Origin of the sequence: Flavivirga amylovorans (assembly GCF_030540875.1) — a bacterium.
Classification (GTDB): Bacteria; Bacteroidota; Bacteroidia; order Flavobacteriales; family Flavobacteriaceae; genus Flavivirga; species Flavivirga amylovorans.
In genome coordinates this window covers 216,926-235,627 of record NZ_JAUOEM010000002.1, presented here as the reverse complement: position 1 = coordinate 235,627, position 18,702 = coordinate 216,926, and the positions used below count along the sequence as shown (strand labels likewise).

Genomic DNA, 18,702 nt, shown 5'->3' with positions numbered 1-18,702 from the left:
AATAAGTTTTATGAATACAAAAGGTATATTAAAACAAAAAAAACATCGCTCGTTTGCGCACCCAGAACATCCTTGGAGGTATTATCAAGAATGGAATAAAGCTGTTTTTTTACATTGGGAAGTAAATCCTGAATTAATAACTCCTTTTCTTCCAAAAGGTATAAAACTAGATATTATTAATGGTAAAACCTGGGTAAGCCTAGTCGCTTTTAATATGAATAATATAGGTATTAGAAACCTCCCCAAAGTACCATATATTTCAGATTTTTTTGAAATCAATATTAGAGTATATATTACTTGTAAAGGCAAACCAAGTGTTTATTTTTTAAGTATGGAAGGTAGCAAACGATCTTCTTGTAAGGTTTTAAAAATGATGTCAAAATTCCCTTATCAATATTCAAAGATGAGTAGAAATGACACCACCTATACATCAAAAAACAAACCATTTAAAGACTCGTTTTATATTGAATACGGTACAGAAAATGATTCTATTGAAAAAGATGAAATCGATTTATGGCTAACCGAACGATATGCTGTTTTTCAGAACCATAAAAAACATATTATTGAATACGACGTACATCATATTGAATGGCCTATGCAATCAATTATAATTAAAAAGCTAGATTTAAGCTACCCTAAGTTTAATCATTTAATAAATAACAAACCTGATAAGGCTCATTATTCCTGTGGTGTACAAGTATTAACCTGGGACAAAAGAAAACTATCACTAAGCGACTTTTAATTAAAAAATATGAACAAAGATTTTGAACCTTATTATGCAGTCATTTTTACATCAACACATGATGAGAATATTGAAGGCTATTCCGAAATGGCTAATAAAATGGAAGCCTTAGCAAAACAACAAGACGGCTATTTAGGAATAGACAGTGCTAGAAACGACGTCGGCATAACTGTAAGTTATTGGAAAAATATAGAGGCTATAAAAAATTGGAAACAGCAAAGTGATCATCTGAAAGCACAGCAAAAAGGAAGAGCTGAATGGTATAGTTGGTACAATGTGAAAATATGCAAAGTGGAACGTGAGTATGAGTTTCAAACCTCCTCGTCTTCAGATTTTTAAGAAATCTGAATCCACTCCTCCTTTTTAAGGAGGAGGGTTAAATAAGAGTATACAATAAACAATGAAACTAAAATTTAAAATCGAAATCAAAGACGAAAGGGTAAAATCATAAATATGAGCAACAAAATCCATAACCACAAGTATCTTGAAGAATACAGAAAAGCATTACGGAAAAATTCAACTTCAGCAGAAGCAGCATTATGGACATTTTTACAAAAAAAGAAACTAGAAGGAAGAAAATTTAGAAGACAGCATAGTATTAAAAACTATATTGTTGATTTTTATTGCGCATCAGAAAAACTAATTATAGAATTAGACGGAGCTTATCATCTTGATTCTGCTCAACAAAATTATGATTGTGAAAGAACTAAAGATTTAAACGAATTAGGCTTTGAAGTACTTCGTTTCGAAAACAAATTAGTTTTTGAAAATATTGCTAATGTATTAGAGGAAATAAGTAATCATTTTAAAGGTTAAAACCTCCTCGTCTTCTATTTCAATATTTTGAAATAGGATCCACTCCTCCTTAAAAAGGGGGAGAATCAAACAGGAATTAATATGGATCAATTAAATGAAATTTAAAATGAAGTTACACTTAACTCCTTCCCTTATAAAGGAAAGGTGGATTTGATTTCAATAAAGAAATCAAAGACGGAAGGGTCAAAAACCAAATGAACAGAATAAAAAACTATATAAAACGCCATAAAATTAAATCCGCAATATTAGCTGTATTATTAATTGCTTATTATTTCTGTCTGCCAAATCAACTTTTTAAAGACCCTACAACAACCGTTATTACTAGTTCAAATAATGAATTGCTAGGTGCCCAAATTGCCAAAGATGGCCAATGGCGATTTCCTCAAAACGATAGTATCCCTGAAAAATTTAAAATCTGTATCGTTCAATTTGAAGATGAATATTTTTATAAACATCCCGGTTTCAACCCCATATCCATCTATAAAGCATTAAGAGACAATCTAAAATCTGGTTCTGTAAAACGAGGCGGAAGCACCATTACACAACAAGTCATTCGATTGTCGAGAAAAGGGCAATCAAGAACCTATTTCGAAAAGCTTAAAGAAATTATTTTGGCAACTCGATTAGAGTTACGAGAATCCAAAAACAACATATTATCCTATTATAGTAGTCATGCTCCTTTTGGAGGGAATGTTGTTGGATTAGATGCTGCATCATGGCGTTATTTTAATAGAAATGCTAATCAATTATCTTGGGCGGAAAGCGCCGCGCTAGCCGTATTGCCTAATGCCCCTAGTTTAATTTACCCAGGGAAAAACCAGGGTCAATTATTAAAAAAACGTGATCGTCTTTTAAAAAAACTTTTAGAAAACGCCTTGATTGATTCTTTAACCTATAAACTATCAATTGCAGAAGGCTTACCTCAAAAACCATATCCACTACCACAAATAGCACCTCATCTATTACAAAGAGTATCCCAAACCAATCATGGTAAGCGTATAAAAACAACTATTGACTCTAAACTTCAACAACGCGTAAACTATATTATAAAAAACCATTATAATCAATTAAGCCAGAATGAAATTTATAATGCAGCCGTGTTGGTTTTAGATGTAAAGACTAGACAGGTTTTAGCTTATGTGGGCAATACACCCACTGATAAAAGGCATCAAAAAGATGTTGACATTATAAATAAACCAAGAAGTACAGGTAGCATTTTAAAACCTTTTTTATATGCCGCTATGTTAGATGCTGGGGATTTATTGCCTAATACCTTGGTTGCAGACGTTCCTACTCAATTTGGTAGTTACAATCCAGAGAATTATAACAAAACCTACGATGGTGCAGTTCCTGCTAGTAGAGCTTTATCACGTTCGTTAAATGTTCCAGCTGTTAGAATGCTTCAGGAATTCGGTTTAGATAGGTTCCACCATTATTTAAAAACTTTACAATTAAAAGACTTAAAGTATAACGCCAATCATTATGGTCTATCTCTTATCTTGGGAGGTGCAGAAAGTAACCTTTGGGATTTATGTAAAAGTTATGCGGCGCTCTCTTCAACCTTAAATCATTTTACGGAAACTTCCAGTAAGTATTTTACAAATGAGTTTTGCGAACCTACTTTTTTAGCTTCAAACAATATTGATTTTGGAGATAAGACTAGTGGTAAAACCCTTTTTGATGCGGCATCTATTTATTTGACCTATGAAAGTTTAAAAGAAGTAAACAGACCTGAAAGTGATGAAAGTTGGGAATTTTTTGATGGTTCTAAACAGGTTGCATGGAAAACTGGTACTAGTTTTGGGTTTCGGGATGCCTGGGCTATTGGTACTACTAAAGATTATGTTGTTGGGGTTTGGGTTGGTAATGCGGATGGAGAAGGACGACCGGGTTTAGTTGGTGTACAAACAGCAGCTCCTATTTTATTTGATGTGTTCGATTTATTACCAAATAGTAATTGGTTTTCAAAACCTTTTGATGAAATGCAAGAGATCGATATTTGTAAACAAAGCGGACATAGAGCATCTCAAAATTGCAAAAATATTGAGCAAAAATTTATTCAGGTAAGTGGCTTAAAAACAAAGCCATGCCCCTATCACGTATTAATTCATGTAGATAATAACGAATCCTTTCAAGTGAGTGCATCTTGTGAAGATTTAAACAATATCATTCATAAACCCTGGTTTGTTTTACCGCCTTTAATGGCTCACTATTACAAAACCAAAAACCCATTTTACAAACCACTTCCTAAATTCAGAAGTGATTGTTTAGGAGAAAATACCGCCTCAATGGAATTTATTTATCCAAAAGAGAATAATGCTATTTTCTTACCCAAAGATTTTGATGGAAACACCAATGATCTTATTTTAAAAATAGCACATTCTAAACCCGAAAGCACTTTGTTTTGGTACCTAAACGACACTTTTATTGGAAGTACTAAGGACATCCATGATATGGCAATTATGCCTAAACAAGGCCCCCATATAATTACTGTTGTAGACAAATTTGGGAACGAGGCGAAACGAAGAATTACAATTTCAGAATAATTACTTTCTTATAAAGGTTTTAATCATGCTATGATCACTTTTAAAAGTAGCTATCTTTTCTGTTTTAAGGACTTTTAAATCTTTAGAAACCCAAATATGATCTAAAGACAGTAAAGGAATATTCCAAAACCAAGTTTCCCTAAAGCCATTTCCCTTTTCTGAGAAAGTATGATTAAAATTCGTTTTAATAGCATCGAAATATTTAGATTCATAAGGCACATTAAAGTCTCCTAGAATCACCGTATTATTTGTTTCTTGAATTAATGCGTTTACAAATCCTAACTCCCACTCACGAGGTACATCCATGCTTGCCGACACATCAAAAACATAGAAATTGATTCCTTGAGTTTCAAAATTTATAAAGTTGGATTTATAATTTGATGTTGTTTCATTTATAATTTTTAACGATGTTCTTGAAAAAATACTGATTCCTCTAATAGACCTGTAAAAAGTATAATCAGGATACTTTTGCTGAAACTCTTTTACTATAAATTCACCGTGTTCAACCAAAACAAGCACATCTGGAATACCTTTATTGACATTAAAAGCTTCTTCAAAATTCCTGTCATGTGAAGCATTCCAAAAAACAACCTCTAAGTCTGTTTCTTTAATATCTTCTGCAAAATGAATTCTAAAGCTTCTTCCTAACCAGATAGCTAATAAAACCCCTACTAATATTATGTTATACTTCCTTTTTTTGATAAAAATAGAAAGTATTAAAATGATAAGAATAATTATTGGTAAAGGAAACGTATAAAAATATAAAGATGCCTCGTAACTACTTTCTTTCACAAAAAAATGAATGATCAATAACGCTATAATTATTACAACATTAATGATATGAAATAGGAGCTTTAAAAGTCTTAACATCTATCGCAAAGGAAATCCTTTTCCTGCCCACCACGGGTGTATTTCAATTTCTAAGCGCCCTGCTTTTACCATAGGATCAGAGTTTGCTAAACTATCTGCCATTTTTAACGTGGGGACATTATAAACTGTTACCCCGCGAATATCTCCGTCGTCTCCAAAAGGACCAGAAATATCTGCATATCCTAGATCGTACATCTTTGTTAAATGTGCTAAATGCTCTTCCTGTAACAAGGCTGTTTCTTCTTCGTTTTGTCCTCTTATAGGCCCTGTTTTTAAAAACGCCATGAAATATTGCTGCATTATAATGGTGTCTTGCGTTTTATTATCAACAAAATCAAAAACCTTAAAACCTTTTGCTATGAGCTCTTCTTTAATTTGCTTAGTTGTTTTCTTAATAGGTTCTTCTACAACTTCTATTATTGAATCTACTTGTTCTTCTTTAACTTCTGAAGTACCTTCTTTAATGTCCGACATAGATGCCTTTGCTCCTTCTTTACACGAAAAAAGAACACATACTAAAAATACTGGTAATATTAAATGTTTCATAATTAGGTCTTTTTAAATTATTGCCATGTTTTATATGGATGTTTGCTTAACTGGGAGTTATAATATTTTATATGTCCTGTAACTTCTTGTCCTAACCAATGAGGCATTTCATAGATTTCATTTTCACTTCCTAATTCAACTTCTGCAACAACTAATCCTTCATTATCTCCAAAGAACTCATCTATTTCAAAAATATGATTTTTAATCTTTACTTCATAGCGAATTTTATCAATAACTCCTGATTCACAAATATTTAACAGTGATTCTGCTTCGTTTTTAGATATATCTTTCTCCCATTCAAATCGTGATAGACCATCTTGTGTTGATTGACCTTTTACCGTTATATAACCTATATCTCCTTTCAATCTAACACGAACCGTACGTTTTTTATGAGTGTTTAAAAACCCTTGAATAATTCTAGTACTCTTAAATGCTTCATCTCTATAAGCTCTTGATGTCACTAAAAATTTACGTTCTATTTCTATCATAATAATGCCTACGAAAGTGGGTATCTTACTTAATTTTATTGAAATCTCATAAATTGAGATTCCTGCCTCCGCAGGAATTCATAAATTTACAGTATGTCTGGCGATTTAACAATAAGAAAAATCATTCATGTAGATATGGATGCGTTTTATGCATCCGTTGAGCAAATGGACAATCCTGATCTTAAAGGGAAACCCCTTGCTGTTGGCGGTGGTGGCAAACGAGGTGTTGTTAGCGCTGCTAGTTATGAGGCTAGAAAATTTGGAGTAAAAAGTGCCATGGCTGGTAATCTGGCTTCTAAATTATGTACGGATTTGATTTTTGTAAGACCGCGTTTTGATAGATACAGCGAAATTTCTAAAAAAGTTAGGCTTATCTTTTATGATTATACCGATTTGGTAGAACCACTTTCACTTGATGAGGCTTATTTAGATGTTACTGAAAATAAAAAAGGGAATCCAAGTGCTTCTTTAATTGCTGAAGAAATTCGTGAACGCATTTTTAAGGAAGTTGGTTTAACGGCTTCTGCTGGAATCTCTATTAATAAATTCATAGCTAAAGTGGCAAGTGATTACAATAAGCCTAATGGGCAAAAAACAGTAAATCCAGAAGAAGTTATTGAATTCTTGGAACAATTAGATATTAGGAAGTTTTATGGTGTAGGTAGAGTGACTGCCGAAAAAATGTATCAAAAAGGTATTTTTACGGGATTGGATTTAAAAGGAAAATCACTTGAGTATCTTGATAAAAATTTTGGAAAGTCTGGACGCTATTATTACCATATAGTTAGAGGCATTCATAATAGCGAGGTAAAACCTAATAGGATACGAAAATCGTTGGCTGCCGAACGGACTTTTAGCGAAAATTTATCGAGTGAAATATTTATGCTTGAAAAACTTGAGCATATTGCTGACGAAGTTTCACGACGTTTAGACAAAAGTAAAGTAGCTGGAAAAACAGTTACATTAAAAATAAAATATAGTGATTTCACATTACAGACAAGGAGTAAAACATTGCAGTATTTTATAAGCGATAAGAGTGTTATTTTAGAAACCGCAAAGGATTTGTTATATCAAGAAAAATTAAACAATTCCGTACGCTTATTGGGTATATCAATGTCTAATTTAAATACAGAAGCGAAGAAAAAACCAGAGCAAAAAAGCGTAAGTGTTCAATTAAAATTTAAGTTTTAATCGGTCAAATGTATTGAAACCCTTCAATTTCTCTCCGGACCAATTTTCCTTATTTTAGATACTATAAAAAAAGCGTCACCCCTAATAAGAATAACGCTTAAATGAATTATTAAAAATTACAAGTCTCTATTTCTGTAACACGTAATGTATTCACCATACCTTTGTCTTTAATTGGCATTGCTGCTAAACTAATAAGCATATCACCTTCCTCTAAATAACCTCTTTTACATGCAATAGCATTAACATCTTCAATAGTTTCATCTGTACTTACAAATTTATCGTAGTAAAAAGCACGAACCCCCCAAAGTAAACTAAGACGTGTTAATATACGTTTATTAGATGTAAAAACTAAAATATGACATGATGGTCTCCATGCTGAAATTTGAAATGCTGTATACCCACTATTTGTTAATGTTGAAATGGCTTTTGCATTAATTTCGTTTGCCATATTAGCGGCATGATAACAAATAGATTTTGTTATATAACGATTTGTACGAATATGTGGAGGTAATTGTGGTACTTTAATCAAACTTGAGTCTTCTACACTTTTAAGTATATCAGACATTTGTTTAATAACCTGCACAGGATAGCTACCCACAGATGTCTCACCAGATAACATCACAGCATCCGCACCGTCCATAACTGAATTTGCAACATCGTTCACCTCTGCTCTTGTTGGTGTTAAACTGGAAATCATAGTCTCCATCATCTGAGTTGCTATAATTACAGGAATTCTCGCCTTTTTAGCACGTAACACCAATTGCTTTTGAATAAGAGGTACTTCCTCTGCAGGAACCTCTACTCCTAAATCACCACGGGCTACCATAAGACCGTCACAATGTGCTACAATTTTATCGATATTTTCTACAGCTTCCGGCTTTTCTATTTTAGCTATAATTGGTATTTTATGCTCACTATGTTTATTTATTAAATCGCGCAGTTGCATTAAATCTTCTGCATGACGCACAAATGATAAAGCAATCCAATCTACATCTTGACTAACAGCAAAAATAGCATCTTCAACATCTTTTTCGGTTAAAGCTGGTTGCGAAATATTTGTATTAGGAAGATTAACTCCTTTTTTAGATTTAAGGGGACCTCCTTGAATCACACGAGCAACAACTTCGTTTTCTTTGTTAGTTGAAACAACTTCAAAAATTAATTTTCCATCATCTAAAAGAATACGCTCTCCTGGTTTTGCATCTTGAGGAAACCTTTCGTAGGTCATATAAACACGTTCCTTTGTTCCTTCAAAACGTTCGCCAGTTGCAAATACAATTTCATCACCAGGATGAACAACGACTTCCTCCTTCATAACACCAACACGAAGTTTAGGTCCTTGTAAATCTGCTAAAATAGCAGCAGTAAAACCATGTTCTTCATTCAACTCTCGTATCATTGTGATACGCTCTGTAACATCGCTGTAATCGGCATGAGAAAAGTTTATTCTAAATACGTTAACACCTTCTTCAAGCATTCCCTTTAAAACTTCTTTTGTACTTGTAGCAGGTCCTAATGTTGCTACTATTTTCGTTTTCTTTGTTGTTGACATTAGTTAAAAATTAAATTGTCCTTAGATTTCAATTGATTAATATCAATACTATAAGCTGTAGCTATTTGAGGCACTTTTAATACATTATTTAGAATATATTTCTGTTTGCTAAAATTGACTTCATTATCTATTTTTAAAAAATAATTAACCATTTTATATTCTGGTATTAAATATGCTATCCTCGTTATCTTTTCTTCAGAATCAAATAATGATTCACCATTCCTTTGTCTATAATCTTCTGTTTTGCATACATTAGACACTAAATTCCAGATTGTCTGTTGTTTATCATCTTCCCATTCAAAAAAAGAGTACGTGGATTTTCCATTTTGATAATCTAAATCTAATGGGTTTCTAATAAGACTTATTCCTAAATACTTATTTAAAAGATATACTAAACGATAATCTTCAAGTGTACAATGAATTGCAATTAAAGTATATAAATCTTCTTCAAAAACATCATCAAGAATAAGTTTGTGTACAGCCATAACTTATATTAATCACGGTAAATATAGTATTAAAAACAGTCAATCGGAATACGTTTAACTTATATCTTAATAACAAAGTAAACGAAAACGTTATAGTTTAGTCCTTTTGTCTAAAATCTCTTAAATCATCTTAGACATCTTACTTTGAAATGCAAAAAAAGCACGTTTTGAAGCTTTTTCTTCCGCTTTTTTCTTGGATGTTGCTCGTGCTTTTGCAACAATTTTTTCGTCTATAGATAGTTTTACTGAAAAATGTCGAACCTCGTCATTACCTGTATCTTCATACACATTATAGCCAAATGTTTTCTTTTCTTTTTGGCACCATTCTATAAGCAAACTTTTGTAACTAATAACTTTACCTTCTAAAGTTTCTATATCTACATAAGGAATAATAACGCACTTATATATAAACTTTTCACAAAACTTATAGCCTTTGTCAAGAAAAATAGCGCCAATTAAAGCTTCAAAGATATTACCATGAATATTGTCTCCAAATTGCCCTGGAGGAATCTTACTCTCGACTAAGTCTATTAAATTTAAGTCTTTACCTAGCTCATTTAAATGCTCCCTACTTACAATCTTAGAACGCATCTTAGTTAGATAGCCTTCATCTCCACTTGGTACTTCTAGGTATAAGTGTGACGCAATTACGGCACTTAATGTAGCATCTCCCAAAAACTCTAACCGCTCATAATTAATAGCATTCCCTTTACTATCCCTTATATTCATGGATCGGTGTGTAAAAGCCGTTTTATAGAATTTAATGTGCTTAGGTTTAAAGCCAAGAATTTTAGTTAATTGCATAAAAAAATTCCCGTTGCGTTTAAAACGGGAATTTAATATGTTGCGAATGCTTTTCATCTGATAATTAATACTATTATTTTAATGTCAGATGTAATAAACCATGTTTCATTTTACTATAAAATTTAATGTATCTTATGGCTTATTTCATTCGGAATTCAATCAATTTTTTTGAATACTACACAAGCGTTGTGTCCACCAAATCCAAATGTATTACTCATAGCTACTTTAACTTCGCGTTTTTGAGCCTTATTTAAAGTTAGATTTAATTCAGGATCAATTCTTTCATCTACTGTAGTATGGTTAATTGTTGGGGGAACAACTCCGTGTTCCATGGCCAATATAACCGAAATCGCTTCAATAGCTCCAGCAGCACCCAATAAATGCCCTGTCATTGATTTTGTTGAATTAATATTTATACTCTTAGCATGGTTTCCAAAAACTTTAGAAATAGCTTTAAGTTCGGCCACATCACCTAAAGGTGTAGATGTTCCATGTGTATTTATGTGATCTACATCTTCTGGCTTAAGGTTGGCATTTTCTAAACAATTTTTCATCACCTCAACAACACCGATACCTTCTGGATGTGGAGCTGTCATGTGATGTGCATCAGAAGACAATCCGCCTCCTGCAACTTCAGCATAAATCTTTGCTCCTCTTGCTTTTGCATGCTCGTACTCTTCTAAAATCAAAGCGCCTGCTCCTTCCCCTAAAACAAAACCATCTCTGGTTCCGTCAAATGGTCTTGAAGCTGTTTCCGGACTTTCATTTCTAGTAGATAATGCATGCATGGCATTAAAACCACCCATCCCAGCAATAGTAACTGCTGCTTCACTTCCTCCAGTAACAACTACATCACAATACCCTAAACGAATCGAGTTTAAAGCATCAAACATAGCGTTTGCAGAAGAGGCACATGCAGAAACCGTTGTATAATTTGGTCCCATAAATCCATGTTTTATGGAAATATTGGCTGGCGCAATGTCTGCGATCATTTTTGGAATAAAGAATGGATTAAACCTTGGAGTTCCATCACCTTCAGCAAAGTTTAAAACTTCTTGCTGAAAGGTTTCTAAGCCTCCAATTCCTGCACCCCATATAACACCTACTCGCAACTTATTTACCTCATCAAGATCTAATTTAGCATCTGCAATAGCTTCATCTGAAGCTACCATAGCATACTGCGCAAACTTATCCATCTTACGAGCCTCTTTTCTATCTAGAAAATCAGTTGCGTTAAAACCTTTTAATTCGCAAGCGAACTTTGTTTTAAACTTCTCGGTATCATAATATGTTATAGGCGCAGCACCACTTTTACCACTAATAAGTCCTTCCCAAAATTCTTCTTTGGTATTACCTATAGGTGTTAAAGCCCCCAATCCTGTGACTACAACTCGCTTTAGTTCCATAAAGTGTAATGCTTATTTTGCTTCTTCTATATAAGAAATAGCTTGACCTACTGTAGCAATGTTTTCAGCTTGATCGTCTGGTATTTGGATATCGAATTCTTTTTCGAATTCCATTATTAATTCAACAGTATCCAATGAGTCCGCTCCTAAATCGTTTGTGAAGCTTGCTTCTGTTACAACTTCGTTCTCATCAACTCCCAATTTGTCTACGATAATCGCTTTTACTCTTGATGCAATGTCTGACATAATATTTTAATTTTAAATTTTAATTAGTTGGCAAAAATAAAAAACTTTATTTTTAAAACACATCTTTCATATAAAAATGTGTTTGTAATTTACTAAAATAAGTTTTAACTATTTATATTTCACCTTCAAATTGTTAATAATTATTCTTTTTTTTGTTGAATAATTCTAACATTATAAACTGTAAAATGAACCGTATTGTAATTTTTGCGTCCGGAAGTGGTACTAATGCTGAAAATCTAGTTAAGTTTTTTCACAACAGCGATAATGCATCTGTTATTCAGATCCTTACCAACAATCCTCATGCCAAAGTTTTAGACCGTGCTAAAAATTTAAAAGTAAGTGCCATGTCTTTTAATAGAATCGCGTTTACAAAAACAGATGACGTATTAAATATATTACAAGCATCTCAACCAGATTTAATTATCCTCGCTGGATTCTTATGGAAATTTCCCGAATCTATCTTAAAAGTCTTTCCTAATAAAGTAATTAATGTACATCCTGCTTTATTACCAAAATATGGAGGCAAAGGCATGTATGGTATGAATGTGCATGAAGCTGTTGTTACTAATAATGAAGTAGAAACAGGTATTACCATACATTATGTAAACGAACATTATGATGAAGGGGCTATTATTTTTCAGGCTAAATGTGATGTTAGCACTTCTGATACAGCCGAAAATATCGCTGAAAAAATTCATAAACTAGAAATGGAACATTTCCCTAAAGTGGTTGAAAAACTACTTCTTAAAGAAATTTAGAACTTTTATTTATAAAGATTCCCTTCACGGGAATGACAAAAAATGTCAAAGAAGAAAAAAAAATATTATACTGTTTGGAAAGGACATCACACTGGTGTTTTTGAATCTTGGAACGATTGTAAGGCACAAATAAAAGATTTTCAAGGCGCACAATATAAATCGTTTTCAACATTTGAAGCTGCTAAAAAAGCTTTAAAAGGTAACTATAAAGATTATATTGGGAAATCTTCAAAATTTAAAAGTGAACTTTCAAAAGAACAATTAAAAAAAATAGGCCAGCCCAATTATAATTCTATTTCGGTTGATGCAGCTTCAAGTGGGAACCCTGGAAAAATGGAGTACCGTGGTGTTGACACTAAAACGAAAAAACAACTCTTTATACAAGGCCCTTTTCAAGAAGGAACAAACAATATAGGTGAGTTTTTGGCTATTGTACATGGTTTGGCTCTGCTTAAAAAAAACAATAGTGATCGTATACTATATACCGATTCCAAAACAGCTATTAGTTGGGTGAAAAAGAAAAAATGCAATACTAAGCTAGAGCGAAATAATAAAAATAAAGCGCTTTTTGAATTAACCGACAGGGCTATTGATTGGTTAAAAAATAATACCTACAAGACTGTTATTGTAAAATGGGAAACAAAAGCATGGGGAGAAATCCCTGCTGATTTTGGAAGAAAATAAGCTGTCTATCAATCCGTATCTTCATCACTAACAGATGTATTTACATTCAAAAAAAATATTCTTGAATTAGTACTTAAAAGACTTATCTTTGCAGAAAATTATCAGGTCTCTTTTATGAGTAAATTAGTAATAGTTGGCACAGTAGCATTTGATGCTATTGAAACGCCCTTCGGTAAAACCGATAAAATTCTGGGCGGTGCCGCAACTTACATTGGTTTATCGGCTTCACAATTTAATGTAGACTCATCTATTGTATCTATTGCTGGCGATGACTTCCCACAAGATTACTTAGATTTATTATCAAACAAAAACATAGATATTTCAGGTATTGAAATAGTTAAGGAAGGAAAAACGTTTTTTTGGAGCGGTCGCTACCATAACGATATGAATTCTCGAGACACTTTGGTTACAGAATTAAATACACTTGCAGATTTTAACCCTGTAGTTCCAGAAAGTCACCGAGATGCTGAAATTGTTATGCTAGGAAATTTACATCCTTTAGTACAACAAAGTGTTCTTGACCAAATGGCAACAAAACCTAAATTAGTAGTTTTAGACACTATGAATTTCTGGATGGATTGTGCTTTGGAAGATTTACTTAACGTTATTAAAAATGTAGATGTTATTACCATAAATGATGAGGAAGCTAGACAGTTAACAGGGGAATATTCCTTAGTTGTAGCTGCAAGAAAGATTCATGATATGGGACCTAAATATGTTGTTATTAAAAAAGGGGAACACGGCGCGTTATTATTTCATGATGACAATGTGTTTTATGCACCAGCATTACCTTTAGAAGAAGTTTTTGATCCAACAGGAGCAGGTGATACTTTTGCCGGAGGCTTTGCAGGATATCTTGCAAAAACAGGAGACACTTCTTTTGAAAACATGAAGAATGCGGTTATTTACGGCTCTACTTTAGCATCGTTTTGTGTAGAAAAATTTGGAACAGAGCGTATGCAAGATTTATCAAGTGAGGAAGTTTATAAACGTTTATTACAATTTAAACAGTTAACACAATTTGAAATCGTCTTAAACGATAATTTGTAGCAATCCCTAATGAGAATTAGACGATTAAATATGATTTTTAAGAAACACATATTAATTACACATAAAATAATTAACATAATACGAACGCGCTCTGACATAGAGCGCGTTTTTAATTAATAATTTATTATTTCCGCGAAAGCGAAAAATTTTACATATGAGTGATGCCTTAAAACATGAATGTGGAATAGCAGTTATTAGACTTTTAAAACCACTAGAATATTATAAAGAAAAATACGGAAGTGCATTTTATGGTGTAAACAAAATGTATCTTATGATGGAGAAGCAGCATAATCGTGGTCAGGACGGTGCTGGTTTTGCAAGTATTAAATTAGATACAAAACCGGGTGAACGCTATATAAGCAGAGTACGTTCTGTGGCGCAACAACCTATTCAAGATATTTTTGGAAAAATAAACGACAGAATTAATAACGAGTTAACAGCACACCCTGAGTACGCTAATAATGTTGCTTTACAAAAACAACACATTCCTTATATAGGAGAGGTATTATTAGGACACGTTCGTTATGGTACTTTTGGAAAAAATAGTGTAGAAAGTGTACATCCATTTTTAAGGCAAAATAATTGGATGCACAGAAATTTAATAATGGCTGGAAATTTTAACATGACTAATGTTAAAGAACTCTTTGCCAATCTTATTCAGTTAGGTCAGCACCCAAAAGAATATACCGATACCATAACTATTATGGAGAAAATTGGTCATTTTTTAGACGATGCGGTAAGTAAAATTTATAAAGATTTAAAAAAAGAAGGATATAATAAAAGAGACGCTTCTCCTCTTATTGCCGAGCGACTTAAAGTTGCTAAAATATTAAGACGTGCGGCAAAAAATTGGGACGGTGGTTATGCTATGGCTGGTCTTATTGGTCATGGTGATTCTTTTGTTTTAAGAGATCCTGCAGGTATTCGTCCAGCATACTACTATAAAGACGATGAAATAGTTGTTGTAGCATCAGAACGCCCAGTTATTCAAACCGTATTTAACGTGAACTTTGAAGACGTAAAAGAGTTAGATCCAGGAAAAGCCATTATTATTAAAAAATCTGGAGAAGTACGCTTTAAGCAAATACTTGAACCTTTAGAAAGAAAATCTTGTTCTTTTGAACGTATTTATTTTTCTCGAGGTAGCGATGCTGAAATCTATCAAGAACGAAAAATGCTTGGTAAACTATTAATGCCAAAAGTTCTTAAAGCCATAGATAACGACACTAAGAATACGGTCTTCTCATATATACCTAATACAGCAGAAACATCATTTTTTGGAATGATAGAAACTGCTGAAGCTTATATAAATAAAAAAAAGACCCATACGATCTTAAACGGGCAACGTTCTTTATCTGCCGAAAAAGTAACCGAAATCTTATCGGAGCGAGCACGAATTGAAAAAATTGCTATAAAAGATGTTAAACTAAGAACATTTATTACCGAAGATAGTAGCCGTGATGATTTAGTCGCTCACGTTTACGATGTTACTTATGGGGTTATAAAACCTGAAGACAATTTGGTTATTATTGATGACAGTATTGTTAGAGGTACGACATTAAAAATGAGTATTTTAAAAATGCTTGATCGCCTAAATCCTAAAAAAATCATTGTAGTATCTTCTGCACCACAAATTCGATACCCAGATTGCTATGGTATAGATATGGCTAACCTTGAAAGTCTAGTCGCTTTTAGAGCTGCTTTAGGCTTATTAAAAGATGCAAATAAATATCATATTGTGGAAGACGTATACAATAAATGTATGAATCAAACAGACTTAGATGATAAACATGTTCAAAATTTTGTAAAAGAGATTTATGACCCTTTTACTGATGAAGAAATATCAGATAAAATATCCGAGTTATTAAGTGATCAAAGTATTAATGCTGAAGTTAAAATAATCTTTCAACCTGTCGAAAATTTACATAAAGCATGTCCAGATCATTTAGGTGATTGGTACTTTACAGGAAACTATCCTACTGTAGGTGGAAACAGAGTTGTAAATAGGGCATTTATAAACTTTTATGAAGGAAATAATGAGCGTGCTTATTAATTTAGGATTTGTCAAAATTTTCCACTTAATCTGTAAAAAAACACACTTAATCCAAAAAATGTGCCGTTCGTCTAAAAAATAATCAGAATACCTAAAATACATATAACTTGGTCTCACCATAACATAAGTAGGTTAAGTTCATGGTAGATTTGGGGCAAAAAAAGGTGAACAACTGTTCGCCTTTTTTTATGCAATTTTGTTTCTTTTCAATAAATCTATCTCAAAAAATTATTTATTATTCCGTTTTATATCAAAATAGCTTTAATACAACCGTTTAAGCCAATATATGAGTAGTTTAACTAAAATATTTTATTAAACTTAACAAGCTTCATATATTTGACTCACCATAACATAAGTAGGTTAAGTTCATGGTAGATTTGGGGCAAAAAGGTGAACATTCGTTCACCTTTTTCATTTTTACTATATTCTAATATTTTTCTAATCGATTCTATATCCATTTCCAAACTGGTAACTTAAAATAAAGCCATGCGCATTCCCTAGTGGTGAATCATTATTTGCTGCATTATAATTATAAATAAATCGTGCATTTTTAAATAAATAAACCCCTGCTAAAAAAATTAGAGAAGATTTTGTTCTATAGCCTGTTCCTATTTCAAATTTATTTTTAAAACTTAGGGCTACATTTATATCAGCTTGCAATGGAGCTCCTTCTTCATATTTTAAAAGTACATTTGGCTTTATCATTATTTCTTGATAAGGATTATTAAAAAAACGATATCCAAAATAGCCATAATAAGGATTTACAAGATTTAAATTATTATTTGAAGCTAGAGATTCCCCTATAACATTTGGAGTTGAAACTCCTAAATAAAACGTCGCATAATTAAACAAAAAACTAAGCCCTACTGTTGGGATAGTTGCGTTGATGTTTTCAGAAAAAAGGGGGTCATTTGTAATTCCTAACTCCAATAAATTATCTTGATATTGTTGTAGACCAGCTGTGATTCCAAAAGAAAGTACTCCTGCTGTATAATGTTGCCAATAAGGACGACCATTTTTTAAATCAAAGAATATTTTATAAGAATAGGCTCCAAAAAAATTAGTCGAAGTAGTTACTCCTATTTCATCTCTAATAATACCAGCTCCCACACCCATTTTACCTCTACTTAATGCGCCATGTCCACTAAATGAAAAGCTTCTTGGACTTCCTTCAAATTGATTAAAATAACCCGAATTACTTATGGAAAGCTCTGTATCTGGAGTTAAACCCGCGTATGCAGAATTTATAATAAAGGGATTGTAATTGTATTCAGAAAACGTTGGTGTTTGCTGACCAAAACAAATACTCGTTTTTAAAATATAAAATAATAAGACAGCCGCATAAGCGGAAAAGTTATTTTTTCTATCCATTATATTAACGTTTTAATACTAAAAATCCTTTTAGCTTTTTCAGATTATGGTTTCCAGATATTTTAATATCAAAGAAATAGGTTCCATTCGGCAACGAGTTTGCTCCTAACTTAGTGAGGCTATTAGCGTCTCCTCTAAACACATTAGTGGTGTTGTTATAATTTGAAATTGAAAAAACTAAATCTCCCCACCTATTATAGATGTTTACAGTATTCTGTGGGCTATTTTCTATTCCTTTTATCTCCCAAAAATCATTAATTCCGTCACCATTGGGTGAAACACCATATTTTGATTCTATCAAAGGTTCAGTAGTAAACGATTCTTCTGTACAACTTATAGCATCCCCAACAGCATTATAAGGTGTTATAGTTACATAAATCGTCTCTCCTTCAGGCAAATCCGATAAATCAAACATCGTAACATTACCTACATCTTCAGCATTTAATATATTTGTAGCACCTGATGATGTTCCTGCATTTATTCTGTATCCTGTAGCACCTGTAACAGCATCCCAAATAAGACTTGTGCTTAATGCAATATTACTGTCACCATTTAATGGATTTGTTAATACAGTACAATTTGGTACTGCCACTATTGTCTCTGTTGTGAACGATTCTTCTGAACAACCTGTTACATCTCCAGCTGAATTATAAGGAATAATGGTTACATAATATCTTGTATCATTTGATAAGTTAGATGTAAAACTATAGGTCGTTCCGCTAACATCTTCACTATCTAAAATATCCACGCCTCCTGATGTCGTTCCAACATGGATCCTATATCCGGTAGCATCTGAAACAGCATTCCAGCTAAGATCTGTTGTTACTGCAACATTTGTCGCTCCATGCAAAGGACTCGATAAGGTTGTGCAGCTAGGAATAACTGTAGGTGGATCAACTGTTCTAAAACTTTCCTCTGTACAGCCCGTTGCAGAACCTACAGCATTATAAGGAATGATGGTTACATAATACCTTGTATCATTTGATAAGTTAGATGTAAAACTATAGGTCGTTCCGCTAACATCTTCACTATCTAAAATATCCACGCCTCCTGATGTCGTTCCAACATGGATCCTATATCCGGTAGCATCTGAA

General features: G+C 32.8%; 19 protein-coding genes. 9 read left to right on the top strand and 10 right to left on the bottom strand.

The features are described 5' to 3' along the window. The first annotated feature begins 10 nt into the window (after positions 1 to 10). The 4 genes from Q4Q39_RS06225 to pbpC all read left to right on the top strand — a co-directional run bounded on the left by Q4Q39_RS06225 (position 11) and on the right by pbpC (position 4,104). The gene (locus tag Q4Q39_RS06225) at positions 11 to 742 is read left to right on the top strand and encodes a YqjF family protein (RefSeq protein WP_303281546.1); all 732 of its coding nucleotides are present in this window, start codon (positions 11 to 13) and stop codon (positions 740 to 742) included. A gap of 9 nt (positions 743 to 751) precedes the next feature. Beyond that, positions 752 to 1,081 carry an antibiotic biosynthesis monooxygenase family protein gene (locus Q4Q39_RS06220; RefSeq protein WP_303281545.1) on the top strand — a complete coding sequence of 110 codons (330 nt, stop codon included), beginning with the start codon at positions 752 to 754 and terminating at the stop codon, positions 1,079 to 1,081. A gap of 114 nt (positions 1,082 to 1,195) precedes the next feature. Continuing rightward, the gene (locus tag Q4Q39_RS06215; RefSeq protein WP_303281544.1) at positions 1,196 to 1,558 is read left to right on the top strand and encodes an endonuclease domain-containing protein; all 363 of its coding nucleotides are present in this window, start codon (positions 1,196 to 1,198) and stop codon (positions 1,556 to 1,558) included. A 194-nt stretch (positions 1,559 to 1,752) separates the two neighbouring features. Further along, complete coding sequence (pbpC, locus tag Q4Q39_RS06210; RefSeq protein ID WP_303281543.1) at positions 1,753 to 4,104, top strand: penicillin-binding protein 1C; 2,352 nt, start codon at positions 1,753 to 1,755, stop codon at positions 4,102 to 4,104. Here the strand turns inward: pbpC and Q4Q39_RS06205 are convergent, their stop codons facing one another. The 3 genes from Q4Q39_RS06205 to Q4Q39_RS06195 all read right to left on the bottom strand — a co-directional run bounded on the left by Q4Q39_RS06205 (position 4,105) and on the right by Q4Q39_RS06195 (position 6,008). Continuing rightward, positions 4,105 to 4,896 (bottom strand): endonuclease/exonuclease/phosphatase family protein, encoded by a 792-nt coding sequence (locus Q4Q39_RS06205; RefSeq protein WP_303281542.1) that lies wholly within the window; start codon positions 4,894 to 4,896, stop codon positions 4,105 to 4,107. It lies immediately after the preceding gene. 78 nt (positions 4,897 to 4,974) lie between these two features. Then, the gene (locus Q4Q39_RS06200; protein WP_303281541.1) at positions 4,975 to 5,520 is read right to left on the bottom strand and encodes a YciI family protein; all 546 of its coding nucleotides are present in this window, start codon (positions 5,518 to 5,520) and stop codon (positions 4,975 to 4,977) included. A gap of 17 nt (positions 5,521 to 5,537) precedes the next feature. Further along, positions 5,538 to 6,008 (bottom strand): CYTH domain-containing protein, encoded by a 471-nt coding sequence (locus Q4Q39_RS06195; protein WP_303281540.1) that lies wholly within the window; start codon positions 6,006 to 6,008, stop codon positions 5,538 to 5,540. Positions 6,009 to 6,101: 93 nt separating this feature from the next. Here Q4Q39_RS06195 and dinB point away from each other — a divergent pair, with 93 nt between their 5' ends. Then, complete coding sequence (gene dinB, locus Q4Q39_RS06190) at positions 6,102 to 7,199, top strand: DNA polymerase IV (protein ID WP_303281539.1); 1,098 nt, start codon at positions 6,102 to 6,104, stop codon at positions 7,197 to 7,199. A 109-nt stretch (positions 7,200 to 7,308) separates the two neighbouring features. Here the strand turns inward: dinB and pyk are convergent, their stop codons facing one another. The 5 genes from pyk to Q4Q39_RS06165 all read right to left on the bottom strand — a co-directional run bounded on the left by pyk (position 7,309) and on the right by Q4Q39_RS06165 (position 11,692). After that, the gene (pyk, locus tag Q4Q39_RS06185) at positions 7,309 to 8,751 is read right to left on the bottom strand and encodes a pyruvate kinase (protein ID WP_303281538.1); all 1,443 of its coding nucleotides are present in this window, start codon (positions 8,749 to 8,751) and stop codon (positions 7,309 to 7,311) included. Further along, entirely contained in the window at positions 8,751 to 9,236 is a 486-nt protein-coding gene (locus tag Q4Q39_RS06180; RefSeq protein ID WP_303281537.1) for an IPExxxVDY family protein, read from the bottom strand. Before Q4Q39_RS06180 ends, pyk begins: the two co-directional genes overlap by 1 nt. A gap of 120 nt (positions 9,237 to 9,356) precedes the next feature. Further along, a complete protein-coding gene (gene rnc, locus Q4Q39_RS06175; protein WP_303281536.1) occupies positions 9,357 to 10,097 on the bottom strand; it encodes a ribonuclease III in 741 nt (246 codons plus the stop codon). Positions 10,098 to 10,195: 98 nt separating this feature from the next. Further along, complete coding sequence (fabF, locus tag Q4Q39_RS06170) at positions 10,196 to 11,446, bottom strand: beta-ketoacyl-ACP synthase II (protein WP_303281535.1); 1,251 nt, start codon at positions 11,444 to 11,446, stop codon at positions 10,196 to 10,198. A gap of 12 nt (positions 11,447 to 11,458) precedes the next feature. Continuing rightward, positions 11,459 to 11,692 (bottom strand): acyl carrier protein, encoded by a 234-nt coding sequence (locus Q4Q39_RS06165; protein WP_008269813.1) that lies wholly within the window; start codon positions 11,690 to 11,692, stop codon positions 11,459 to 11,461. A gap of 185 nt (positions 11,693 to 11,877) precedes the next feature. Between Q4Q39_RS06165 and purN the strand changes: the two genes are divergently transcribed. The 4 genes from purN (at position 11,878) to Q4Q39_RS06145 (ending at position 16,237) form a co-directional block, all read left to right on the top strand. Next, on the top strand, positions 11,878 to 12,450 hold the full coding sequence (gene purN / locus Q4Q39_RS06160; RefSeq protein ID WP_303281534.1) for a phosphoribosylglycinamide formyltransferase: 573 nt from the start codon (positions 11,878 to 11,880) through the stop codon (positions 12,448 to 12,450). Positions 12,451 to 12,492: 42 nt separating this feature from the next. After that, on the top strand, positions 12,493 to 13,134 hold the full coding sequence (locus Q4Q39_RS06155; protein WP_303281533.1) for a ribonuclease H1 domain-containing protein: 642 nt from the start codon (positions 12,493 to 12,495) through the stop codon (positions 13,132 to 13,134). Between the two features lie 114 nt (positions 13,135 to 13,248). Continuing rightward, positions 13,249 to 14,184 carry a PfkB family carbohydrate kinase gene (locus Q4Q39_RS06150; protein WP_303281532.1) on the top strand — a complete coding sequence of 312 codons (936 nt, stop codon included), beginning with the start codon at positions 13,249 to 13,251 and terminating at the stop codon, positions 14,182 to 14,184. Between the two features lie 154 nt (positions 14,185 to 14,338). Then, positions 14,339 to 16,237 (top strand): amidophosphoribosyltransferase, encoded by a 1,899-nt coding sequence (locus tag Q4Q39_RS06145; protein WP_303281531.1) that lies wholly within the window; start codon positions 14,339 to 14,341, stop codon positions 16,235 to 16,237. 438 nt (positions 16,238 to 16,675) lie between these two features. Here Q4Q39_RS06145 and Q4Q39_RS06140 read toward each other — a convergent pair whose 3' ends face one another. Further along, complete coding sequence (locus Q4Q39_RS06140; RefSeq protein WP_303281530.1) at positions 16,676 to 17,608, bottom strand: PorP/SprF family type IX secretion system membrane protein; 933 nt, start codon at positions 17,606 to 17,608, stop codon at positions 16,676 to 16,678. 4 nt (positions 17,609 to 17,612) lie between these two features. Further along, positions 17,613 to 18,702, bottom strand: a 1,090-nt coding sequence (locus tag Q4Q39_RS06135; RefSeq protein WP_303281529.1) for a T9SS type B sorting domain-containing protein, incomplete at its 5' end; no start/stop codon positions are given.